This window comes from Cellulomonas sp. WB94, from assembly GCF_003115775.1.
Lineage (GTDB): Bacteria > Actinomycetota > Actinomycetes > Actinomycetales > Cellulomonadaceae > Cellulomonas_A.
On sequence record NZ_QEES01000002.1, the window covers coordinates 2,329,874 to 2,352,475 of the forward strand.

A 22,602-nucleotide genomic window follows, 5' to 3' on the forward strand; every position below is an offset into this window, starting at 1 on the left:
CCCACGCCGGGCCGCAGGAGGGAACACCATGACCGATGCCGACACGGCAGACGTGCAGCTGATCACCAACGGCGAGGTGCACCCGCTTCCCGTTGTCCGGGCCACCGAGGGCGGCGACGGCATCGTGGTGTCGTCCCTGCTGCGCGACACCGGCCTCGTGACGGTCGACCCGGGGTTCATGAACACGGCGTCGTGCGAGTCGCAGATCACCTACATCGACGGCGACGCCGGCATCCTGCGCTACCGCGGGTACCCGATCGAGCAGCTCGCTGAGCACTCCAGCTTCCTCGAGGTCGCCTACCTCCTCATCCACGGTGAGCTCCCGAGCCCGGTCGACCTCGATGGCTTCGTCGAGCGCGTCAACCGGCACACGCTGGTCCACGAGGACTTCCGCACCTTCATGGGGACGTTCCCGCGCAACGGGCACCCGATGGCCGTGATGTCCTCGGCGATCAACGCGCTCTCCGCGTTCTACCCCGAGTCCCTCGACCCGTTCGACCCCGAGACGGTCGAGCTCGCGACGGTCCTGATCCTCGCCAAGACCCGCACCATCACGTCCTACCTGCACCGCACCACGCGCGGCGAGCCGCTGCTCTACCCGGACTACTCGCGCGGCTACGTCGACGACTTCCTGCGGATGACGTTCGCGGTCCCGTACTCGCAGTACGAAGCCGACCCGGTCATCGTCAAGGCGCTCGACAAGCTGCTGATCCTGCACGCCGACCACGAGCAGAACTGCTCGACGTCGACGGTCCGCATCGTCGGCTCGAGCCACGCGAACCTGTACGCCTCGGTCGCTGCTGGGGTCAACGCGCTGTCGGGCCCTCTGCACGGCGGCGCCAACGAGGCCGTGCTGAAGATGCTCACCGAGATCCAGGCCAACGGCGGCGACGCGACCGAGTTCATGAACCGGGTCAAGAACAAGGAGGACGGCGTCCGCCTCATGGGCTTCGGCCACCGCGTCTACAAGAACTACGACCCGCGCGCGGCGATCGTGAAGCAGAGCGCCGACGCGGTCCTCTCGGCGCTCGGCAAGAACGACCAGCTGCTCGAGATCGCGATGGGCCTCGAGGAGATCGCGCTGAGCGACGACTACTTCATCTCGCGCAAGCTCTACCCGAACGTCGACTTCTACACGGGCCTCATCTACAAGGCCATGGGGTTCGACGAGTCGATGTTCACGCCGCTGTTCGCGCTGGGGCGCATGCCCGGGTGGATCGCGCAGTGGCGCGAGATGATGAACGACCCGCAGACGAAGATCGGTCGCCCCCGCCAGATCTACACGGGCGCGACCGAGCGCGACTACGTCCCGGTGTCCGTGCGCTGATCGGTCGTCCGGTCCCGCAGCTCGGCGCGTGCCGAGTCGCGGGACCGTTCACGCGGCAGCGGCGAATGTGACCTCGACGGATCCGCTCGCAAGGGGCGCGGTGCTCGTCGGAGACCATCCGGCGTCCTTCCGCGACCACACCTGGTCCGCCACGCGCACGGTCGTCACGCGCTGGTCGGCAGCGACTGCCACGGCCCACTGCGCGAACGCCCAGCCCCCGCGCACGTCGTCCGCGACCGCGCCCGTCCCGCCTCCGAGCGATCGCGCGTCGACGACGACGGCCGCGGGTGCCTGGTCGGTCGCCGCGGCCACCGTGAGAGGCAGCGCCCCGAGGTCCCGGTCCACGCGCGCCGTGAACACGTCGCTCGACCCGGCACCGCTGGGTGCGTGGAGGGTGCAGGTGAGCGAGCCGGGCGACCAGCCGGTGAGCGCCGAGGCCCACGCGCGGGCCCGTGTCTCGTGCTGCGCGTACGCCTCGGGGAATGCCGATCGCTGCACCTTCTGGGCGGCGTCCGTGATCGGCAGGTCCTGGTAGCCGGCGATGGCGACCAGCCCGTCGTAGAAGCGACCCGTCGAGTAGACGGGGTCCATGATCTGCTCGACCGTTCCCCAGCCCTGCGACGGCCGCTGCTGGAACAGCCCGACGGAGTCGCGGTCGCCGTAGCTGAGGTTGACCAGCTTCGACTCCTGCAGGGCCGTCGCGATCGCGATCGTCGCGGCGCGCGCGGGCAGGCCGCGACGGACGGACACCGCCGCGAGCAGTGCGGCGTTGTCGCCCTGGACGGTCGACAGGAGCCAGCGGGTCCCGTCGACCTGGACGCCGCACGACTCGGTGACCGACCGCGAACCGTCCGACCGGCCGAGCACGTTCACGACGACGACGACCGCTCCGACCAGGAGCGCGACGCCGAGCAGCGCGGTGGTTGCGACCCGGGCCAACCCGCGTCGCGCCCGACGACGTCGTCGACTGCGTGCCACCGGTTGCCTCAGTTGACGTGCAGTGCGGCGTTGAGCTTGACACCGGCACCGGACCGCGCGACTGCCTCGACGCCGCCCGTCAGGGAGTTGCGACGGAACAGGATGTTGTCGGTCCCGGCGAGCTCACGGGCCTTGACCACCCCGGACGCGTCGGCGAAGCCCACGAGCGTGACCTTCGTGCCGGCCGTCACGTAGAGGCCCGCCTCCACGACGCAGTCGTTCCCGAGCGGGATCCCGAGGCCTGAGTTGGCACCGAGCAGCGAGCGCCGACCGATAGAGACGACTTCCCGTCCGCCTCCGGACAGGGTCCCCATGATCGACGCGCCACCGCCGATGTCGCTGCCGTCGCCCACGACGACGCCTGAGGAGATCCGACCCTCGACCATCGAGACCCCGAGCGTGCCGGCGTTGAAGTTCACGAATCCCTCGTGCATGACCGTCGTGCCGACGGCGAGGTGCGCGCCGAGACGCACGCGGTTGCCATCGGCGATCCGGACGCCGCTCGGGACGACGTAGTCGACCATGCGCGGGAACTTGTCGACGCCGTGGACGGTCACCGGGACGCCGGTCGCGGCGCGCAGCCGTGCCCGGGTCGCCTCGAAGCCGTCGACCGCGCACGGACCGCGGTCCGTCCAGACGACGTTGGGGAGGACCGCGAAGATCCCGTCGAGGTTCTGGCCGTGCGGCGGGACAAGACGGTGCGAGAGCAGGTGCAGCCGCAGGTACGCGTCGGCGGTGTCGGCCGGCGCCGCGTCGAGGTCGACCTGCGTGCGCACGACGACGGTCCGCACGCCGCGCGCGTCGTCCACGCGCTGGGCCGCGAGCAGGTCGTCAGGTGCGACCGCGTCCTCAGGAGCCGAACCGAGAACGGGTGCGGGGTACCAGACGTCGAGCGTCGTGCCGTCGGGGGTCACTGTGGCCAGGCCGAAGGCCCACGCGTTGCGGTCGGACATGCGGGTCACTCTAGACGGGGCATGGGTAGGGTCGTGGACGTGACCGACCGTGCGCCCGCTCCCGCTGCTCCCGCGCTGCTCGACCTGACGGGCGACCTCGTCACCCTCACGCGCGCGCTCTGCGACGCGCCCTCCGAGAGCGGTCAGGAGACTGCCCTGGCCGACGCGATCGAGGCGGCGCTGCGCGAGCACCCCCACCTGGAGGTCCTGCGCGACGGCGATGCCGTGGTCGCGCGGACGAGCCTCGGTGCCGTGTCGCGCGTCATCATCGCCGGTCACATCGACACCGTGCCGGTCGCGGACAACCTCCCGACCCGCATCGTCGGCGAAGGCTCGCGGGCGGAGATCTGGGGACGCGGGACGGTCGACATGAAGGGCGGCGTCGCGGTGCAGCTCGCCCTCGCCGCCGCGCTCGCCGAGCCGACGCGTGACGTCACCTGGGTCTTCTACGACCACGAAGAGGTCGAGGCGGCGCTCAGCGGGCTCGGCCGGGTCGCGCGGAACCACCCCGACTGGCTCGCAGGCGACTTCGCGATCCTGTGCGAGCCCACCGCTGCCGGCATCGAGGGCGGCTGCAACGGCACGCTGCGCGTCGAGGTCCGCGTGCTGGGCGTCGCGGCGCACTCCGCTCGGTCGTGGACGGGCGTCAACGCCATCCATGGCGCCGGCGAGGTGCTGCGCAGGCTCGAGGCGTACGAACCCGCCGCGGTCGAGGTCGACGGCTTGGTCTACCGCGAGGGTCTCAACGCCGTCACGATCCGTGGCGGCGTCGCGACCAACGTCGTTCCCGACTCGTGCACCGTGACCGTGAACTACCGGTTCGCGCCCTCGCGCTCGCTCGCCCAGGCGGAGACGCACGTCCGCGAGGTGTTCGACGGCTACGAGGTCGTCGTGGTCGACGGTGCGGCCGGCGCCCGGCCCGGACTCGACGACCCGGTTGCCGCAGCGTTCGCCTCCACCGTCCTGGAGGTGACGGGCGGGGTGCCTGCTCCCAAGTACGGCTGGACCGACGTCGCCCGCTTCTCCGAGCTCGGCATCCCCGCGGTGAACTTCGGCCCCGGCGACCCGCTGCTCGCGCACAAGGCCGACGAGCGGTGCCCCGTCGGTGACCTCACTGCCTGCCACGACGCGCTGCGGGCGTGGTTGACGGCCTGAGCCTGAGGTTCTGCCGTCCACAGGGATGTGAGATCGGCTGACCGGGTTGGGTGGTTATCGGTAGGTTCTCGGGCATGCCCCGCACCCTGCCCGTGCCCGACGTCGTCTCCTCGCGCCCGGTCAGGGTCGCGCTGGCGGTGATACTGACGCTAGGGCTGTTCGGCGGCTGCTCGTTCGGCGGCTCCGCCCCGGTGGCCACCTCGACCAGCGCTGTCCCGACGGTCGCCGCTTCGCCGACACCGACCCCCGCCGCCTCGCCCAGCCCGACGACGACGACGAAGCCCGAGCGCCCGGCCGCGATGGACACGGTCGACCTGGACGGAGCGATCGCGACGGCCGAGTACTTCCTGTCCCTGTACCCCTACGTGTACAACACGGGGGATCTGACCGACTGGAAGGCGCTCGCCCACTCCGACTGCATCTTCTGCGCGAGCGTCGTGACGAACGCCGAGAGGATGCACGGGCAGCACCAGCACCAAGTCGGGACCGACACAGTCGTCAACTTCGCGACGGGCGTCGAGGTCGACCCGGGTGCGTGGTTCAGCGTAGACATCAACGCCACGCAGGGCCCCTGGTCTGTCATCGACGATGCGGGCACGCTCATCGACGCTGGGCTGGACACGAAGTCCTACCTGATGCACTTGGTAGTGGTTCGTGAAGAGAACACCTGGCGTGTTCGCGCAGTTCAGGTGGACTCACCGTGACTTCCCTCCGGATGCGTGCCCGATCCGGATACGCGAGCGCGCTTGTGACGCTGGCCCTCATCAGCTGCGCCGCACCCGCGAGATCCGAAGTGTTCGGAGGCGAGTCCGACGAGGACGCGGTCATCGTCACGGCACGCCGCGCCGCTGAGCTCGTGGCGGCGCATGCGGTGGCGGTGGCGGCGGGTGATCCGGTGGCGGTGCTGGTGGAGTACGCCCGGGGCGTGCAGTGCGACGTGACAACCGTGCCGTTGACCACCGCGTTGAACGGTCCGTGCGGGGCCGCGAGCGGGGCGGTGCCCGCGGTGTTCTGCGGGGTCGGGGTCACCGCCCTGGACCCGTTGTGGACCCGCACCCGGACCAGCGCGACCGCTGCGTGGACCCCCTGGACGTACCTCACGGCCGGAGCCTGCCCTCAAGACGTCCTGCCCGCCCTGACCACCGCCGACTTCCGGCGCCTACCCCTGCCCCCCACCGCGACCACCGTGCAACCCGGCACCGGGTACGTCCTGGTCGGGTACGGGATCATCGTCAGCGCCGACCCGACCCCGGTCGACCTGACCACCACCCTGCTCGGCCACCCCGTCACCGTGCACGCCACCCCCACCACCTACCGCTGGGACTTCGGGGACGACACATCGCCCCTCGACACCCCCGACCCCGGCCTGCCCTACCCGACCGACGGCAGCACGCCCCCGACGACCCCCGGCAGCGTCTACCCGGTCGGGTCCCACGGCCACCCCTACCAGGCCCCCGGCACCTACACCCTGACGTTGACCACGACCTGGACCGGCACCTACCAGATCGCCGGAGACACCACCTGGCGGCCCATCACCGGCACAGCGACCACCACCACGACCCACCCGGCCCTGACCGTCGTCGAACGCCGCACCCACCTCGTCGCCGACACCTGCCTCACCCACCCCCACGGCCCCGGCTGCTGACCACCGCACCCATCGGGCACGCCACGCCACCCACCCACATCACGACCCCCTAGAGTCGGTGCCATGACGAGCGACGACGCCCTGGAAGCCCCAGGGACGGGCTACCGCAAGGGCCCGGTGCTCCTGCGGCGCGGCCAGATCCCGAAGACGACATCCGACCAGCGACTGCTCGCGGGCGACGGTGACACGGGCTGGCTGCACGACGACCCGTGGCGGGTCATGCGCATCCAGAGCGAGTTCGTCGAGGGTTTCGGGGCGCTCGCCGAGATCGGGCCCGCAGTCAGCGTGTTCGGCTCGGCTCGGGTCGCGGCCGACCACCCGGACTACGAGATCGGCGAAGCGGTGGGCCGAGGTCTCGTGGAGGCCGGGTACGCCGTCATCACGGGCGGCGGTCCGGGCGTCATGGCCGCCGCGAACAAGGGTGCCAGCGAGGCCGGAGGCCTGTCGATCGGGCTCGGCATCGAGCTGCCGTTCGAGCAGAGCATGAACCAGTGGGTCGACCTGGGAATCAGCTTCCGGTACTTCTTCGCGCGCAAGATGATGTTCGTCAAGTACGCCGAGGGCTTCGTGGTGCTTCCTGGCGGGTTCGGGACCCTCGACGAGCTGTTCGAGGCGCTCACGCTCGTGCAGACGCACAAGGTGACTGGCTTCCCGATCGTGCTGGTGGGCAGCGTGTACTGGCAGGGGCTGCTCGACTGGATCGCCGGCCCGGTCGTCGATCGCGGCATGATCAGCCCCGCCGACCTGGAGCTCCTCCACGTCGTCGACGACCCCGACGAGGCCGTCCGCATCGTGTGCGAGCGAGGAGCCGAGCTGCGCAAGGAGGAGCTCGACGCGGTGCGCCGGGAGGCCAAGGCCCGTCGGAAGGCCGCCGAGAGCAACGGCTCGTGACCGTCGGCACGTCATGACCGGCGCAGTCATCGGCGGCGTGCCCGCAGCGGGAGCGGACGTCCGTCTTCGGGGGCGGACGTTCGGACCGGACCGTCCCGTCGTGATGGCGGTCGTCAACCGCACGCCCGACTCGTTCTACGCGCCGGCACGGCACGACGAGGCGGGGGCTGACGCCGCTGTCGCGCGCGCCGTCGAGGAGGGCGCCGACGTCGTCGACCTCGGCGGCGTCCGGGCCGGCCGTGGGCCGCGCGTGGACGCCGCTGAGGAGATCGCCCGCGTCGTGCCGCTCGTCGAGCGCGTGCGTGCGCGCCACCCCGACCTCCTCGTGAGCGTCGACACGTGGCGGTCGGAGGTTGCGCGAGCGGCTGCGCTCGCCGGGGCCGACCTGCTCAACGACACGTGGGCCGGCCACGACCCACACCTCGTCGAGGTGGCAGCCGAGTTCGGCATCGGTGTCGTGTGCTCGCACACCGGCGGCGCGCGACCGCGGACCGATCCGCTCCGCGTCGAGTACCCCCGCAGCGATCCCGGCGTGGGCGGCCCGGGTGACCCGCGCGAACCTCTCGACGGTGTCGTCGACGACGTGGTGCGCGTGCTGGCCGCCGCAGCCGCGCGCGCGGTCGGGCTCGGGATCGACTCGGCGAGCGTCCTGGTCGACCCGACGCACGACTTCGGCAAGAACACCTGGCACTCGTTGCACCTCGTGCGGCGCACGCAGGCCCTCGTGGCGCTCGGGTACCCCGTGCTCGTGGCGCTGTCCCGGAAGGACTTCGTGGGGGAGACCCTCGACCTGCCGCCCGACGAGCGGCTCGAGGGCACGCTCGCGGCCACGTCGGTCGCGGCCTGGCTCGGAGCACGGGTGTTCCGCGCGCACGACGTGCGGGCGACACGTCGGACGCTCGACATGGTCGCAGCCGTCCGGGGGGACGCAGTCCCGGCCCGGGCCGTCCGGGGGCTCGCATGAACGCCGAGGCCTCGAGCGCCGTCGAGACGACGACGGTGACGAGGTCGTCGTGGTCGGTGCGGGCCGATCCGCGCCGGTGGCCGTGGTGGGGACGCGCGCTCGGTGCGTACCTCGCGACGAGGCTGTTCAGCGCCGTCGTCCTCGTCGTCGTCGCGCAGTTCCAGGTCGAGAACTACTGGACGCCGGCCAAGCCGTCGTACCTGCGTTTCACGGGCCTGATGTGGGACGCGACCTGGTACCGCACGATCGCCGAGCAGGGCTACCCGGCGGTGCTGCCGCACGGCGCGGACGGGCTCGTGCAGCAGAACCCGTGGGCGTTCTTCCCGCTGTTCCCGTTCCTCGTGCGCGGGGTCATGATCGTGAGCCGAGCACCCTGGTACGTCGCGGCGCCGCTCGTCGCGCTCGCGCTCGGGGCGATCGCCGCCGTCGTGATCTACCGACTCATCGAGCGGGGTGCGCCGCGCGCTGTGGCCGCGCGCCCGGGCCTTCCCCTGGCGACGGTCGTGCTGCTCGGGCTGTTCCCGTCCGCCGCGGTCCTGCAGATCGGGTACACCGAGTCCCTCGCGCTGCTGCTCGTCGCGGCGTCCCTGCTGGCGATCGTCGAGCGTCGGTACGCGTGGGCCTCGCTCGCGGTGCTGGCGCTCGGCTTCACCCGCGCGGTCGCCCTGCCGATGGCTGTCGTCGTCGTCGTCCACGGCCTGGTGCGGTGGCGGGCGAGCCGACGCGGTGAGGACCGCCTCACGCTGCCCGACGTCGGGGGGCTGGGGCTGCTCGCCGGCACCGCGGCGGTGTCCGGCGTCGCGTGGCCCCTGATCTGCGGCTGGGTGACCGGCGAGTCGGACGGGTACCTGCAGACCCAGGGCTCGTGGCGCGGGGTCCGCGAGATCCAGCCGTTCGTCCCGTGGGGCTACGTGTCCCGGTTCTGGTTCGGCGACTGGGCGCCGCTGATCCTCGTCGTCGGCTTCGGCCTCGTCATCGCGTGCCTCGTCGTTCCGGCGGCCTGGCGCCTGGGCAGCGAGCTGCACGTGTGGTCCGCGGCGTACCTGGCGTACATCGTGGGGGCGATCGAGCCGGGCAGCAGCCTCGCCCGGTTCCTGCTGCTCGCGTTCCCGCTCGGTGCGGTGACCGCGGGGCTCGTCACGCGGCCGCCGACGCGTCGACGGCTCTGGTTCGTTCTTGTGGCCGTCCTCATGGCCGGGCTGCAGATCGTGTGGATCTACAACACCTGGCGACTGACCCCGCCGAGCGGGTGGCCGCCGTGAGGCCGGTGCCGCGTTGACACCTCCGGCCCAGCGCTCTCACCTGGGTGGGTGCACGTCGGGGCCGCAGCAGGCGGTGCGGGTGAACTAGACTCTCCGGTGGACATCCGGTTGCTGAGGTCGTCGACGTGCGCGCTCACCCTCGGGCGAGGCGCTCACGCGACGAGCGGCCGGTCGAAGCGACGACAAGGAGATCCCCGCATGGCCGCGATGAAGCCGAGGACCGGTGACGGCCCGCTCGAGGTCACCAAGGAGGGCCGCGGCATCGTCATGCGCGTCCCGCTCGAGGGTGGCGGCCGTCTGGTCGTCGAGCTCAACGCCACCGAGGCGCGTGAGCTGGGCGAGGCCCTGACGTCTGTCGTCAGCTGACCCGTTGGCACGCGTGAGGGGTCCGCGAGCGCGCACGAGCATCGGTCGAGCGCTGCCGGGGGTGGTCGTCGAGGTCGGGTCGGTGGCGGGGACTGCCCTGCTGCTGGACGCGGACGTCGACGCGCTCGCGGTGCCGGTCGCGCCTGCCGTCCCGGGGGAGAGCGATCTGCAGCCGCGCGCGGGGACTGCCGATGCTGCGGCTCGGTACGGCATCGCGCTCGCCGAGCTCGCTGAGCGCGCCGGTCTGACCGGTGCACCGGGCGAGGCGTACACGGTGCACCTCCCGCACCCGGTGGGGCGTCGCGAGGCTGGCGGGGAGTTCCCGTGGCACGGGCTCGCCCCGCGCATCGTGCTCGTGGGGGTCGGTGCGGGCACCCCGGCCGACCTGCGCCGGTCCGGCGCCGCCCTGGCTCGCGCGACGCGCGGGTTGCGGCGTGTGGTCACCTCGGTGGCCTCCGAGGCGGGCGTGCAGGCACCCGCCGCGGTGCGCGCGTTCGTCGAGGGATACCTCCTCGGTGCCTACCGGATGCCCTCGCAGGCCGCCGAGCCGTCGCCCGAGGACCGTGAGAGCCAGCGCCCGGCCGGACAGCTGGTGCTGCTCGGCACCGAGGACGACCCGCGCGCCGACCAGATCGCGGCCGCTGTCGCGGAGGCCGGGATCGCGGCGAGCGCCACCTGGCTGGTCCGGGACCTGGCGAACACCCCGTCGAACATCAAGGACCCCGCGTGGCTCGCCGACCAGGCGGTGCGGCTCGCCGAGGCCGCCGGGCTCACGGTCACCGTGCGTGGACCGAAGGAGCTCGCCGCCGAGGCGTTCGGGGGCATCCTCGCGGTCGGCTCAGGCTCCGCGTCGACGCCGCGGCTCGTGACCGTCGAGTACACCCCGACGGCCGAGGCTCCGTCCGGCGGGTGGCGTCACGTCGTCGTCGTCGGCAAGGGCATCACCTACGACACGGGCGGCCTGTCGATCAAGAAGCGCGAAGCCATGGTGCCGATGAAGACCGACATGGCCGGTGCGGCCGTCGCGCTCGCGACGGTGCTCGGCGCGGCCGCTGCGGGCGTCGCGCACCGCGTGACCGCGGTCCTTCCGCTCGCCGAGAACCATGTGGGCGGCGCGTCCTACCGCCCGGGCGACGTGCTGCGGATCTACGGCGGCACGACGGTCGAGATCGCCAACACCGACGCCGAGGGCCGCATCGTGCTCGCGGACGCGCTCGCGTTCTCGGATGCGACGCTCGACCCGGACGTCCTGATCGACGTCGCGACGCTGACGGGCGCCGCGAGCATCGCCCTGGGGAAGCTGCAGGCCGCGCTGTACTCGGCCGACCCCGAGCTGGTCGCCGCCCTTGAGGCAGCAGCGGTCGCCTCCGGCGAGCCCGTCTGGCACATGCCGCTCGTCGAGGAGTACCGCGACGCTGTGCACTCGGACGTCGCCGACCTGCGGCACGTCGCGTCCGATCGCTCGTACGGCGCCGGCTCGATCACCGCCGCGCTGTTCCTGCGGGAGTTCGTGGGGTCGCGACACTGGGTCCACCTCGACATCGCCGGACCCGCCCGGGCGAGCGCGGACAAGCACGAGATCAGCGAGGGTGCGACGGGCTTCGGCGCGCGCCTGCTGCTGAGCTACCTCGCCGCGGCGGTCTGATCGACCTGAGCTGCGCCCGCTCAGCGCCGGACTGCGACCAGCAGGCCGTCGCCGCTCGGGACCAGTGCCGGCACCAGGCGCGGGTCGTCCCGCACGGTGCGCCCGATCTCGCGGATGACCGTCGTGACCTCGTCGCGCCGCGCCGGGTCGGCGACCCGGTCGTGCCACAGCGCGTTGTCCACCGCGAGGACCCCGCCCGGACGCAGCAGACGCAGCGCCTGCTCGACGTACTCGGGGTAGCTCTCCTTGTCGGCGTCGACGAACACGAGGTCGTAGGCGCCGTCGGTCAGCCGGGGGAGCACGTCGAGAGCGCGCCCCGAGATGGTGCGCGTGCGGGTCGAGCGGACACCCTCCTCGGCGAACGCCTCCTTCGCCGCGCGCTGGTGCTCGACCTCGACGTCGATGGTCGTCAGGACGCCGTCGTCGGGCATCCCGCGCAGGAGGTACAGCGAGCCGACACCGGCGCCCGTGCCGATCTCCACGACCGCCCGGGCCTGGGCCGCCGCCGCGAGCACACGCAGGACGGCACCGGAACCCGGCAGGACCGGCGTGCAGCCGAGCTGACCCGCCCGCTCGCGAGCGCGCAGCAGCGTGTCGTCCTCGGGCAGGTAGCCCTCCGAGTACACCCAGCTCTGGGCCTTGTCGCTGGAGATGGTGTCCTCCTGGAAGAGCGTGGGACGTGCAGGTGCGGTCCTCGGCAGCCTATCGCCGCGGCTCGCCGGAGCGTGGGAGGCCGTGGGAGGGCGCCGCGTCGGCCCGGAGCCGGCCCAGTTCGAACGAGCAGGGCGAACCTGGGACAATGGCACGACGCGCACCTGCGCGCTGCGGAAGGAAGCTCATGACGATCAGCAGCCCGGACGGCGCCTGGCTGGCCCCGTCGTGGGAGGAGATCGTCCGCGAGCACTCCGCGCGGGTGTACCGGCTGGCCTACCGGCTCACCGGGAACCAGCACGACGCCGAGGACCTCACCCAGGAGGTCTTCGTCCGGGTGTTCCGGTCGCTGTCGACGTACACGCCCGGGACGTTCGAGGGCTGGCTGCACCGCATCACGACCAACCTCTTCCTCGATCAGGTCCGCCGCCGTGCCCGCATCCGGATGGACGTGATGGGGGACGAGGCCGACCGCTACCCGACCGCCGAGGGCCCCTCGACCCCGGAGCGCGCGTTCGAGCACGCGAACCTCGACCGCGACGTGCAGCACGCACTCGACGACCTCTCGCCCGAGTACCGCGCGGCGGTCGTGCTGTGCGACATCGAGGGGCTGTCGTACGAGGAGATCGCCGTCACCCTGGGCATCAAGCTGGGCACCGTGCGCTCGCGGATCCACCGGGCACGCGCCCGGCTGCGGGTCTCGCTCGAGCACCGCGCCCCCACCGGTCCGCTCGAGCTGCAGACTGTCGAGGAGGTGGGTGCGCCATGAGCCACCTCGGCGACCGCATCAGCGCTCTCGCTGACGGGCAGCTGTCTCCCGCTGCGACCGAGCGCGCGCTGGCCCATGTCGCGACGTGCTGCCTGTGCACCTCCGAGCTCGCGGCGGCGCGCGCGGCACGACGCGCCGTGGCCTCGGCAGACTCGGTCGCACCGACCGCCGACCTCACGGCTCGACTGCTCTCGCTCGCGGGCGCAGCGCCGCGCGAGGGCGGACCGGTGCGCGTCGACCCGTTCGCCTACCCGACCGCCGGCGGCGCCTCGTGGGGAGGGGGCCCCCGCCTCGACCGGGGCGTTCCCGCGCACACCCTGACGGGCGACCTGACCGCTCGACGGTCCATCCGCCGGATCACCGTCGGTTCGCTCACCGGCCTCGGGGTCATGGTCGTGACGCTCTTCGCGCTGGGTGACGGGCCCGCCGTCCTGCCGACCGACGGCCCGGCCCAGTCCTTCGCGCTGCTCGGGGCAGCGACGCCGCTCGCCGCGCCCGCCGTCGTCGCGGGCACCTCGGGTGCGGTGTCGTCCGGGTCGTGGCACCCGCTCGTGCGGGTCGTCGCAGACGACACCGGCACCGCAGGCGCGACCGACTACATCGCGTGGATGAGGGCGCACGGCTGGACTGCGCCCACGCAGGTCCCCGTCGGGTGGACGGTGACGGCCGTCCGGCTCCTCGACGAGACGACGCTCGAGGTGGACCTCGTCGGCCCGGAGGGCACGCTCGTCGTGACGGAGCGGCACGGCCGCCTCGACACCGACGCGCTCGTCGGGACCGAACGGCGCGTCGTCGCCGACCGCACGGTGTACGTGCTCGGCGCGACACCGTGGCACGCCGCATGGCAGTCCGGCGACACCGTCGTCGAGGTCGTGGCTGCGACCGGGTCCGGCGACGTCGAGACGCTGGTCGCGCAGTTCCCGCTCGACGCGTACGACCAAGGCGTGCCCGCACGGATCACGCGAGGATGGGGCACCATGACGCAGACGCTCGTCCAGCCATGACGACCCCCGAGCAGCCGACGAGCCCCGAGCAGCCGACGACCCCCGAGCAGCCCGCGAACCCGTTCGCGCCGCCGTCGAGGCGTGCTCCCGACCCGGCCGCGCCGCCCCCGAGCACACCGTACGTGGGGGCGCCCGCGCCGGTCTGGGGGACCGGATACCCGCCGCCCCCGGCCGTCGTCGTGGCCGGCTCCGCAGCCGAGCGGCCCGGTCGTCGTCGTGGGCTGTCGTTCGGCGGCATCGCGTTGGTCGTCGTGCTCGCCCTCGTGGCCGGTGCCATCGGAGGCGTGGTCGGCACCCGGCTGCTCGCCGACGACCACCTGGTCGACGCCGGGCTCCCGGCGGCGATCGGGACGGGCGCGGGCGACCGTGCACCCGAGTCGGTCGCGGGGATCGCGGCGCGGGTCCTGCCGAGCGTCGTGTCGATCCAGGTCACGGGCCCGGACGGCTCAGCGACCGGGTCGGGGTTCGTCCTGCGCCAGGACGGGTACATCCTCACGAACAACCACGTCGTGGCAGGCAGCGACGTGGCCGGCACGACCATCGAGGTCCTCTTCGCGGACGGCAGCGAGTCCGCAGCGACCGTCGTCGGCGCGACGGCCGACTACGACCTGGCCGTGGTCAAGGTCGACCGGACCGGGCTCGTGCCGCTGGTCCTCGGCAACTCGGACGACGTGGTCGTGGGCGACCCTGTCGTAGCGGTCGGTGCGCCGCTCGGTCTCGAGGGCACCGTCACGACCGGCATCGTCAGCGCTCTCAACCGGCCGGTGTCGGCCGGTGACTCGTCCGACACCGCGTTCATCAACGCGATCCAGACCGACGCGGCCATCAACCCCGGCAACTCGGGCGGCCCGCTCGTCAACGCAGCAGGCGAGGTCGTCGGCATCAACTCGGCGATCGCCCAGCCGCCCGGGTCGCTGTCGACCGCCGGCGGGAGCATCGGGCTCGGCTTCGCGATCACCTCGAACCAGGCCCGCCGCACGTCCGAGCAGCTCATCGAGACAGGGCACGCGACGTACCCGATCATCGGGGTGCTGCTCGACCAGCGGTACGTCGGCGAGGGCGTCCAGGTGTCGACCGACGACCAGGGCTCGACGGCCGCCGTGTCGCCGGGCGGGCCGGCGGACCGGGCGGGGATCCGTCGGGGGGACGTCATCCTCGCGATCGACGGTCGTCCGGTCACGGAGCCCGACGAGCTGATCGTGGCGATCCGTGCCAAGACCCCGGGCGACGCCGTCGTGCTGCGGGTGCGCACTGCGTCGTCCGAGCGGGATGTGCGCGTGGTCCTCGACGAGTCCGCGACCAGCTGACCACCGGGTAACCTGAAGCCGTGTTCGACATCAACGGCGGCGAGTTCATCATCCTGCTCGTCGTCGCTGTGCTCGTCATCGGCCCCGAGCGTCTGCCGAAGTACGCGGAGCAGCTCGCGCAGCTGGTCAAGCGCGCCAAGGTGTTCCTCCAGGAGACCAAGAGCCGTGTGGACGACGAGCTCGGCGAGGACATCAAGGACGTCGACTGGGCCGCTCTCGACCCGCGCAAGTACGACCCGCGCCGCATCGTCCGGGACGCGCTGCTCGACGACGTGATGCCCGCGGTGACCGGCTTCAAGCGCGCCACGACCTTCGGCACGGCGGCCGCTGCTGGCACCACGGCCGCTGCTGGCACCGCGGCCGCGGCGCCTGCCGGTGCGGCGTCAGCGGCAGCAGGCGGCGGCTCCGTCGAGTCGGGGCAGGCTGCCGCCGGGCAGGCACCCTACGACGACGAGGCGACCTGATCCGCAGCTGGTGTCCGGTCCCGTCCCTCCGCACTGACAGAATGGTCGAATGTCTTCCGTGACGCAGAGAGCACGCATCTTCTCGGGGATGCAGCCCACGTCCGATTCCCTGCACCTGGGGAACTACCTCGGCGCCCTGACGCAGTGGGTCGCGCTCCAGGAGTCCTACGACCCGCTGTACTGCGTCGTGGACATGCACGCGCTCACGGTGTCCCCGGAACCCGCGGTGCTGCGCGAGCGCACCCGGCGCACGGCGGCCCAGTACCTCGCTGCGGGCGTCGACCCCGAGCGGTCGATCCTGTTCGTGCAGTCGCACGTCGCCGAGCATGCCGAGCTGGCCTGGGTCCTGTCGTGCCACACGGGCTTCGGCGAGGCCAGCCGGATGACGCAGTTCAAGGACAAGTCCGGGAAGCAGGGCGCCGAGGGCACGACCGTCGGCCTCTTCACCTACCCGGTCCTCATGGCCGCGGACATCCTGCTCTACGACACCGCGCTCGTCCCTGTCGGCGAGGACCAGCGTCAGCACCTCGAGCTCGCCCGCGACCTCGCGCAGCGGCTGAACGCGCGGTTCGGCCCGGGGACCGTCGTCGTCCCCGACGCGTACATCGTCAAGGCCACCGCGAAGATCTACGACCTGCAGGACCCGACGGCCAAGATGAGCAAGTCCTCGACGAGCCCCAACGGCATCATCGAGCTGCTCGACGACCCCAAGGTGATCGCCAAGCGCATCCGGTCCGCCGTGACGGACGCCCAGCGGGAGATCCGGTTCGACGCCGAGGCCAAGCCTGGCATCGCGAACCTGCTGACGATCTTCTCGGCCCTCTCGGGTCGCGACATCCGCTCGCTCGAGGCGGACTACGAGGGCAAGGGCTACGGCGACCTCAAGAAGGACCTGGCCGACCTGGTCGTCGAGGCGATCACGCCCTTCCAGGAGCGCGCGCACGCCTACCTTGCCGACCCCGAGGCGCTCGACGACGTCCTGGCCGAGGGGCCGAGCGTGCGCGGGACATCGCCCGCGGGACGTTGGCCCGCGTGTACGACCGCAGCGGGTTCCTGCCCCGCCGGGTGCGCGTCCGGGGGGCGGTGTGAACCTGCCGGAGACGTCGGGGGAGCAGCTCCGGATCGGCGTCGCCGTCACGGTGCCCCAGCCGTACTCCGCGACGCTCCAGGCCGCGCGCGGACGGGTCGGCGACCCGGCTGCACCGTCGATCCCTCCGCACATCACGCTCCTCGGGCCGACCGCGGTCGAGCCGGGCGATCTCGCTGCCGTCGAGCGGCACCTCGAAGAGGTCGCGTCGCACCACCGGCCGTTCGTCCTGCGACTGCGGGGCACCGGGACGTTCCGTCCCGTGTCGCCGGTCGTGTTCGTCCAGGTCGTGGAGGGCATCGCGGGCTGCGAGGCGCTCGAGCGCCACATTCGGACCGGTCCGCTCGAGCAGGGCCTGCGCTTCAACTACCACCCGCACGTCACCGTCGCGCACGAGGTGTCGGAGGCGGCCCTCGACCTCGCGTTCGTCGAGCTGAGCCGGTTCGACGCGACCTTCGTCGTCCACGCGTTCCACAGCTACGAGTATGGCGACGACGAGGTGTGGCGCCCGGTCCGGGACTTCCCGCTGACCGGGGCAGCTGACGTCGCGGCGGCTCGTCTGCACGGGTCTCGCGTCGTACCGGGTGCCGGAGTGCCGGGCTCCTCGTAGGGTCGCGGCATGGAGACGCCACGAGCTGATGCCGGAGCAGGTGCGCCGCTCGGGGTGAAGGGCGGCTCGGTGGCACGTGCTCGGGCCGTGCTCGCGTGGTGGCAGCTGACCCGGGCGGGCCGGGCGAACGCTCGTTTCGGTGCCGCCGGTGGTGGCGTGCTGACCGGCGGTATCGCGTACGCGGCGCTCTTCTCGGTCTTCGCCGCCCTGACGATCGCGTACACGGCCTTCGTGGCGGTCATCGGTCGCGACGCCCAGCTCCGCCAGGACGTCCTGCGCACGGTCTCGGCCTCGCTCCCGGGTCTGGTGGACTCCGGGTCGGGCGACGGCCTCGTCAAGCCGGACGAGCTCGTCCTCGGGGCCGGGCTCAACGTCGCGGGACTCGTTGCGGTCGTCGTGCTCCTGCTCAGTGCGACGTCGGCCCTGGCCGCGCTGCGCACGGCCGTCCGGGCGATGTTCGACGAGCGCAGCGCGGGCGGCAACGTGCTGACCGGCAAGCTGCGCGAGGTCGCGGGCCTCGTCGGCGTGGCGCTGGCGTTCCTCGTCTCCGCGGTCCTCGGCCTTGCGGTCACCTCCGCCGCCGGCTGGCTGCTGCGCCTGGTCGGGCTCGGCGCCGGGGTCGGCGTCGCGACGACCGTCCTGGGTTTCGGCGTCGCGCTCGTGGTCGACGCGGCGACGTTCGTGCTGGTGGTGCGCGTGCTTGCCGGCATCCACCCGCCGTGGCCGGACCTGCGGCAGGGCGCGCTGATCTGCGCCGTCGGCGTGGGGGTCGTGCGACTGCTCGGCACGTCGGTCGTGGCGGGCGGCGCCCGGCAGAACGCGGTGCTCGCGTCGTTCGCGGCCGTCGTGACGCTGCTCGTGTGGATCAACCTCATCGCCCGCATCGTGCTGCTCGCCGCCGCATGGACGGCCGACCCTCCTGCCGCGGTGGCAGGGGCGGCTCCGGAGCGTCCCGCAGGCGGCAGCACCGACGTGGGTCCCGCCGTGGTCAGCGAGGCTGCGCTTCGACCGCGGCCCGCAGACGTGGCAGACGCTCGGCATAGGCCGCGACGGCCGCGATGGTGGCGGCGGGCTCCCCGATCCGAGCGAGGTTGAGCATCCCGGTGTCCCCGGCGCGCTGCCCGGCGGCGATCCGAGCGGTCGCGGCCCCCATCCGGACGGGGATGTGGTCGGCGACGTCGGCCGGTGTCGGGAGCGGTCCCGGGCCGGCCCAGCGTGCGGACGACGCGTACCCGTTGGTGATCACGCGCAGCCGCCGGGCGGCCTCGACGGGGTCGACGTGGCGGTAGAACGGGACGCCGCTCCAGGCGAGCATGGCGAGCTCGTCGAGCGGGACGCCCGGCCCGGCCACGTCCCAGTCGATGACGCCGACCACGTCGTCGCGGTGCTCGCCCGTGCCCGCGAGCATGTTGTACGCGGTCGCGTCGTGATGGCAGACGATCTCACCGGGCCGCAGGTCACGGTCCTCGAACCGCCAGCGCAGGCGGCCCGGGCGGAAGTCGCTGACGGCCGCGTGGTAGCGGCCGAGCCAGGCGGCGCCGGACCTGAGCTGACCGTCGGTGACGTGCTCGAGCTCGATGACGACGCCGTCGAGGTAGGTGAGGATCTCGCGTCCCGCGGCGTCCGTGCCGAGCACCCGCGGCACGCCGTCGAGCCCCCGCGAAGCGACGTGCGCGAGCAGGGCGTGCACGGCGGGCGTCCACGGACCGGTCGGCCGCCGCACGGTGTCGCCGACCCGCACCACGCCGCCGACGTTGCCGCCGGGGAGCGGAACCTCGTCGAGTGGCTCGGCCCCGGACGGCACGTCAGATCGCGCGGGTGATCATCGCCCGCTTGACCTCTTGGATGGCCTTGGTGACCTCGATGCCGCGCGGGCACGCCTCGGTGCAGTTGAAGGTCGTCCGGCAGCGCCAGACGCCCTCCTTGTCGTTGAGGATCTCGAGGCGCTGCGACCCGCCCTCGTCACGGCTGTCGAAGATGAACCGGTGCGCGTTGACGATCGCCGCCGGCCCGAAGTACTGCCCGTCGGTCCAGAACACGGGGCACGAGGACGTGCACGCGGCGCACAGGATGCACTTCGTGGTGTCGTCGAACCGCTCGCGCTCCGCGACGGACTGCAGCCGCTCGCGCGTCGGCTCGTGACCGTTCGTCACCAGGAACGGCATGATCTCGCGGTAGGACGCGAAGAACGGCTCCATGTCGACGATGAGGTCCTTGATCACGGGCAGGCCCTTGATCGGCTCGACCGTGATCGGCTTGTCGGGGTTGAGGTCCTTGAGCAGGACCTTGCACGCGAGCCGGTTGCGGCCGTTGATGCGCATCGCGTCGGACCCGCAGACGCCGTGCGCGCACGAGCGCCGGAAGCTCAGGGAGCCGTCGTGCTCCCACTTGATCTTGTGCAGCGCGTCGAGGAGCCGGTCGGTGCCGTACGCAGTGACCGTGAACTCCTCCCAGTACGCCTCGTCCTTGCCGGACTCCGGCAGGAACCGGCGGATGCGCAGGGTCACGTCGAAGCTCGGGACCGCACCGAGCTTGGGCTCCGGCGAGGGCGTGGGGGCTGCGCTGTCGAGAGTGGCAGTCATCAGTACTTACGCTCCATCGGCTGGTAGCGGGTCACGACCACGGGCTTGTACCCGAGCGCGACGTCGAACGTGCCGGGCGTCGCCGCCCCCGGCCGGCTGGTGGCTACCTCGGCCCCGGACCGGCTCGTCGCCGCGACGACGGCCGCCGCCTCGCTGCCGACGGGGGACGACGGTGCGACGGCGCCCGGCGGACGGCGGTACGCCATCGTGTGCCGCATGTACTGGGCGTCGTCACGCTTCGGGAAGTCCTCGCGGAAGTGACCGCCGCGGGACTCCTCGCGGTTGAGGGCGCCGACGACGACGACCTCGGCGATGTCGAGCAGGAATCCGAGCTCGAGGGCCTCGAGGAGGTCGGTGTTGAACGCCCGGCCCTTGTCCTGGACCGAGACGTTGCGGTACCGGGTCTGCAGCGCGCGGATGTCGGCCAGCGCCTGCTGCAGCGACTCCGCCGTGCGGAACACCTGGGCGTTCGTGTCCATCGTCTGCTGCAGGTCGCGGCGAACGTCGGAGACGCGGTCGCCGTCGGCGCGGGTGCGCATCTCCTCGAGCTCGGCGACGACGCCGATCTCGGGGTCGTCCGGCATCTCGACCCACGGGGCACCTGCCGCGTAGGCGGCGGCGGCGATGCCGGCGCGCTTGCCGAACACGTTGATGTCGAGGAGCGAGTTGGTGCCCAGCCGGTTCGAGCCGTGCACCGACACGCAGGCGACCTCGCCCGCTGCGAACAGGCCGTGGACGACCTCGGCGTTGCTGCGCAGCACCTCGGCGTGGATGGTGGTCGGCACGCCGCCCATCGCGTAGTGCGCGGTGGGGTACACGGGGATGGGCTCGGTGTACGGCTCGACGCCCAGGTAGGTGCGCGCGAACTCGGTGATGTCCGGGAGCTTGGCGTCGATGTGGGCCGGCTCGAGGTGCGTGAGGTCGAGCAGCACGTAGTCCTTGTTGGGGCCCGCTCCACGGCCCTCGCGGACCTCGAGCGCGATCGACCGCGCCACGATGTCGCGCGGGGCGAGGTCCTTGATCGTCGGGGCGTACCGCTCCATGAACCGCTCGCCGTCGGCGTTGCGCAGGATCCCGCCCTCGCCGCGTGCGGCCTCCGAGAGCAGGATGCCGAGCCCCGCGAGGCCTGTCGGGTGGAACTGGAAGAACTCCATGTCCTCGAGCGGCACGCCGCGCCGGTAGACGAGCGCCATGCCGTCGCCCGTCAGCGTGTGCGCGTTGGAGGTCGTCTTGAAGATCTTGCCCGCGCCGCCGGTCGCGATGACGACGGACTTGGCGCGGAACAGGTGGATCTCGCCGGTCGCGAGCTCGTAGGCGACGACACCGCTGACGGCGACGTCCTCGCCCTCGGGCACCTCACCCGTCACGAGGTCGTGGCTGAGCAGCACGTCCAGCACGTAGAACTCGTTGAAGAACTCGACGTCGTTCTTGACGCACTGCTGGTACAGCGTCTGCAGGATCATGTGGCCCGTGCGGTCTGCCGCGTAGCAGGCCCGGCGCACGGCGGCCTCGCCGTGGTTGCGCGTGTGCCCGCCGAAGCGCCGCTGGTCGATCTTGCCCTCAGGGGTGCGGTTGAACGGCAGGCCCATCTTCTCCAGGTCGAGCACGGCGTCGATGGCCTCCTTGGCCATGACCTCCGCGGCGTCCTGGTCGACGAGGTAGTCGCCACCCTTGACGGTGTCGAACGTGTGCCACTCCCAGTTGTCCTCCTCGACGTTCGCGAGGGCCGCGCACATGCCGCCCTGCGCGGCGCCCGTGTGCGAGCGCGTCGGGTACAGCTTGGAGATCACGGCCGTGCGCGTGCGCGTCGAGGACTCGAGCGCGGCACGCATGCCCGCTCCGCCGGCGCCGACGATGACGACGTCGTACTGGTGGATCTGCATCGGTGGCGATGCCTCCTCGAGGCGGTTCGGGGTTGTCAGGCGGAGCAGAACGAGGGCAGCAGGTCGGTCGGGCTGCCCGCGGGGCACGGGTCGAACGTGAAGATGACGAGCGTGCCGAGGACGACCGTGATCAGGAACGCCGCGACGAGGACGACCTTCAGCACGAGGCGGGTGTGGTCACGCTCGGCGTAGTCGTTGATGATCGTGCGCACGCCGTTGCTGCCGTGGATCATCGCGAGCCAGAGCATGAGCAGGTCCCAGACCTGCCACAGCGGCGACGCCCACTTGCCGGCGACGAACCCGAAGTCGACGGCCTTGATGCCCTGGCCGGCGATCAGGTTCGTGAAGAGGTGGCCGAAGATCAGCACGACGAGCACGACGCCCGAGACGCGCATGAAGATCCAGCCGTACAGCTCGGCGTTGCCGCGCGTGGTGCGCCGGGTCGTGCGCACCCGGGGCGAGCGCGGGGCGGGGATCGAGGTGGTCGTCATCACTCGCCTCCGAACACGTTCATCAGGTGCCGGGGCAGGAAGCCCGCCATCGTCACCACGAACAGGCCGATGACGACCCAGAGCATGACCCGCTGGTACTTGGGGCCCTTGGCCCAGAAGTCCACGAGGATGATCCGGATGCCGTTGAAGGCGTGGAACACGATGGCGGCGACGAGGCCGGCCTCACCGAGGCCCATCACCGGGTTCTTGTACGTGCCGATCACCGCGTTGTACGCCTCGGGGGAGACGCGCACGAGGGACGTGTCGAGCACGTGGACGAGCAGGAAGAAGAAGATCAGGACGCCGGTCACGCGATGCGCGACCCACGACCACATGCCTTCACGCCCTCGATAGAGCGTGCCGGCCGGCGCGGTGGGCACGGAAAGGCCTCCTGGCGAGTCGAAGTGCGAGCCGATGTCGAGTCGGAGAAGGGACGACGACGTCCGCTTCCCGACGAGTGTAGTGAACACGGCGCCGCGTCATGTGCTGCGGCGCACGTCCTGACGAGGTGTCACCTTACGTCGTGGCCCGGGCGGCGTGGCACGGGGTCCCACGGCTCCTCGCTACC

At 72.1% G+C, this 22,602-nt stretch carries 23 protein-coding genes and 1 pseudogene; 16 read left to right on the forward strand and 8 right to left on the reverse strand.

Features of this window, described 5'->3' with window-relative positions; translation table 11 throughout:
• The first annotated feature begins 28 nt into the window (after nucleotides 1–28).
• Nucleotides 29–1,327 (forward strand): citrate synthase, encoded by a 1,299-nt coding sequence (locus DDP54_RS11930; protein ID WP_109131919.1) that lies wholly within the window; start codon nucleotides 29–31, stop codon nucleotides 1,325–1,327.
• Between the two features lie 48 nt (nucleotides 1,328–1,375).
• On the opposite strand, the gene DDP54_RS11935 is transcribed toward DDP54_RS11930, so the two are convergent.
• Together DDP54_RS11935 and dapD are read right to left on the reverse strand one after the other, a co-directional pair.
• Nucleotides 1,376–2,305: a hypothetical protein gene (locus DDP54_RS11935; protein WP_109131920.1), complete on the reverse strand. Its 930-nt coding sequence runs from the start codon at nucleotides 2,303–2,305 to the stop codon at nucleotides 1,376–1,378.
• A gap of 8 nt (nucleotides 2,306–2,313) precedes the next feature.
• Nucleotides 2,314–3,258 carry a 2,3,4,5-tetrahydropyridine-2,6-dicarboxylate N-succinyltransferase gene (gene dapD, locus DDP54_RS11940; RefSeq protein ID WP_109131921.1) on the reverse strand — a complete coding sequence of 315 codons (945 nt, stop codon included), beginning with the start codon at nucleotides 3,256–3,258 and terminating at the stop codon, nucleotides 2,314–2,316.
• A gap of 39 nt (nucleotides 3,259–3,297) precedes the next feature.
• Here dapD and dapE point away from each other — a divergent pair, with 39 nt between their 5' ends.
• From dapE to DDP54_RS11980, 8 genes are all read left to right on the forward strand, one after another.
• Nucleotides 3,298–4,413 (forward strand): succinyl-diaminopimelate desuccinylase, encoded by a 1,116-nt coding sequence (gene dapE / locus DDP54_RS11945; protein WP_242448376.1) that lies wholly within the window; start codon nucleotides 3,298–3,300, stop codon nucleotides 4,411–4,413.
• Nucleotides 4,414–4,487: 74 nt separating this feature from the next.
• Nucleotides 4,488–5,117 carry a DUF6318 family protein gene (locus DDP54_RS11950; protein ID WP_109131923.1) on the forward strand — a complete coding sequence of 210 codons (630 nt, stop codon included), beginning with the start codon at nucleotides 4,488–4,490 and terminating at the stop codon, nucleotides 5,115–5,117.
• Nucleotides 5,118–5,206: 89 nt separating this feature from the next.
• Nucleotides 5,207–6,058 (forward strand): hypothetical protein, encoded by an 852-nt coding sequence (locus DDP54_RS11955; RefSeq protein WP_146192426.1) that lies wholly within the window; start codon nucleotides 5,207–5,209, stop codon nucleotides 6,056–6,058.
• 63 nt (nucleotides 6,059–6,121) lie between these two features.
• Complete coding sequence (locus tag DDP54_RS11960) at nucleotides 6,122–6,949, forward strand: TIGR00730 family Rossman fold protein (RefSeq protein WP_109131925.1); 828 nt, start codon at nucleotides 6,122–6,124, stop codon at nucleotides 6,947–6,949.
• Nucleotides 6,950–6,962: 13 nt separating this feature from the next.
• Complete coding sequence (gene folP, locus DDP54_RS11965; RefSeq protein WP_109131926.1) at nucleotides 6,963–7,913, forward strand: dihydropteroate synthase; 951 nt, start codon at nucleotides 6,963–6,965, stop codon at nucleotides 7,911–7,913.
• Nucleotides 7,910–9,175 (forward strand): hypothetical protein, encoded by a 1,266-nt coding sequence (locus DDP54_RS11970; RefSeq protein ID WP_109131927.1) that lies wholly within the window; start codon nucleotides 7,910–7,912, stop codon nucleotides 9,173–9,175. The genes folP and DDP54_RS11970 overlap by 4 nt, the downstream gene beginning before the upstream one ends.
• Nucleotides 9,176–9,373: 198 nt before the next feature.
• Nucleotides 9,374–9,541, forward strand: a complete 168-nt coding sequence (locus DDP54_RS11975; protein WP_081784823.1) for a DUF3117 domain-containing protein — start codon at nucleotides 9,374–9,376, stop codon at nucleotides 9,539–9,541.
• Nucleotides 9,542–9,623: 82 nt separating this feature from the next.
• Entirely contained in the window at nucleotides 9,624–11,186 is a 1,563-nt protein-coding gene (locus tag DDP54_RS11980; RefSeq protein WP_347338515.1) for a leucyl aminopeptidase family protein, read from the forward strand.
• Nucleotides 11,187–11,206: 20 nt separating this feature from the next.
• Here DDP54_RS11980 and DDP54_RS11985 read toward each other — a convergent pair whose 3' ends face one another.
• A complete protein-coding gene (locus tag DDP54_RS11985; RefSeq protein ID WP_109132563.1) occupies nucleotides 11,207–11,839 on the reverse strand; it encodes an O-methyltransferase in 633 nt (210 codons plus the stop codon).
• Between the two features lie 185 nt (nucleotides 11,840–12,024).
• On the opposite strand from DDP54_RS11985, the gene sigE reads away from it, so the two are divergent.
• The 7 genes and pseudogenes from sigE to DDP54_RS12015 all read left to right on the forward strand — a co-directional run bounded on the left by sigE (nucleotide 12,025) and on the right by DDP54_RS12015 (nucleotide 18,173).
• A complete protein-coding gene (gene sigE, locus DDP54_RS11990; protein ID WP_197711386.1) occupies nucleotides 12,025–12,606 on the forward strand; it encodes an RNA polymerase sigma factor SigE in 582 nt (193 codons plus the stop codon).
• Nucleotides 12,603–13,610, forward strand: a complete 1,008-nt coding sequence (locus DDP54_RS18665; RefSeq protein WP_242448377.1) for a zf-HC2 domain-containing protein — start codon at nucleotides 12,603–12,605, stop codon at nucleotides 13,608–13,610. The genes sigE and DDP54_RS18665 overlap by 4 nt, the downstream gene beginning before the upstream one ends.
• Nucleotides 13,607–14,917 (forward strand): trypsin-like peptidase domain-containing protein, encoded by a 1,311-nt coding sequence (locus DDP54_RS11995; protein WP_242448378.1) that lies wholly within the window; start codon nucleotides 13,607–13,609, stop codon nucleotides 14,915–14,917. Before DDP54_RS18665 ends, DDP54_RS11995 begins: the two co-directional genes overlap by 4 nt.
• Nucleotides 14,918–14,937: 20 nt before the next feature.
• On the forward strand, nucleotides 14,938–15,381 hold the full coding sequence (locus DDP54_RS12000; RefSeq protein ID WP_109131931.1) for a Sec-independent protein translocase TatB: 444 nt from the start codon (nucleotides 14,938–14,940) through the stop codon (nucleotides 15,379–15,381).
• Nucleotides 15,382–15,430: 49 nt separating this feature from the next.
• Nucleotides 15,431–16,470 (forward strand): annotated as a pseudogene (gene trpS, locus DDP54_RS12005) (tryptophan--tRNA ligase).
• Nucleotides 16,471–16,520: 50 nt separating this feature from the next.
• Nucleotides 16,521–17,078, forward strand: coding sequence for a 2'-5' RNA ligase family protein (locus tag DDP54_RS12010; protein WP_347338534.1), 558 nt, complete (start codon nucleotides 16,521–16,523; stop codon nucleotides 17,076–17,078).
• Between the two features lie 9 nt (nucleotides 17,079–17,087).
• The gene (locus DDP54_RS12015; protein ID WP_109131933.1) at nucleotides 17,088–18,173 is read left to right on the forward strand and encodes a YihY/virulence factor BrkB family protein; all 1,086 of its coding nucleotides are present in this window, start codon (nucleotides 17,088–17,090) and stop codon (nucleotides 18,171–18,173) included.
• Here DDP54_RS12015 and DDP54_RS12020 read toward each other — a convergent pair.
• From DDP54_RS12020 to sdhC, 5 genes are read right to left on the reverse strand one after another with little or no spacing between them, the layout of a single operon-like run.
• On the reverse strand, nucleotides 18,067–18,882 hold the full coding sequence (locus tag DDP54_RS12020; RefSeq protein WP_109131934.1) for a phosphotransferase: 816 nt from the start codon (nucleotides 18,880–18,882) through the stop codon (nucleotides 18,067–18,069). The genes DDP54_RS12015 and DDP54_RS12020 overlap by 107 nt on opposite strands.
• 1 nt (nucleotide 18,883) lies before the next feature.
• Nucleotides 18,884–19,660, reverse strand: a complete 777-nt coding sequence (locus DDP54_RS12025) for a succinate dehydrogenase iron-sulfur subunit (protein WP_109131935.1) — start codon at nucleotides 19,658–19,660, stop codon at nucleotides 18,884–18,886.
• Nucleotides 19,660–21,543, reverse strand: a complete 1,884-nt coding sequence (gene sdhA, locus DDP54_RS12030) for a succinate dehydrogenase flavoprotein subunit (protein WP_109132564.1) — start codon at nucleotides 21,541–21,543, stop codon at nucleotides 19,660–19,662. Before sdhA ends, DDP54_RS12025 begins: the two co-directional genes overlap by 1 nt.
• A 35-nt stretch (nucleotides 21,544–21,578) precedes the next feature.
• Nucleotides 21,579–22,034 (reverse strand): succinate dehydrogenase hydrophobic membrane anchor subunit, encoded by a 456-nt coding sequence (locus DDP54_RS12035; protein WP_109131936.1) that lies wholly within the window; start codon nucleotides 22,032–22,034, stop codon nucleotides 21,579–21,581.
• Nucleotides 22,034–22,414: a succinate dehydrogenase, cytochrome b556 subunit gene (sdhC, locus tag DDP54_RS12040; RefSeq protein ID WP_109132565.1), complete on the reverse strand. Its 381-nt coding sequence runs from the start codon at nucleotides 22,412–22,414 to the stop codon at nucleotides 22,034–22,036. Before sdhC ends, DDP54_RS12035 begins: the two co-directional genes overlap by 1 nt.
• Nucleotides 22,415–22,602 lie beyond the last annotated feature (188 nt).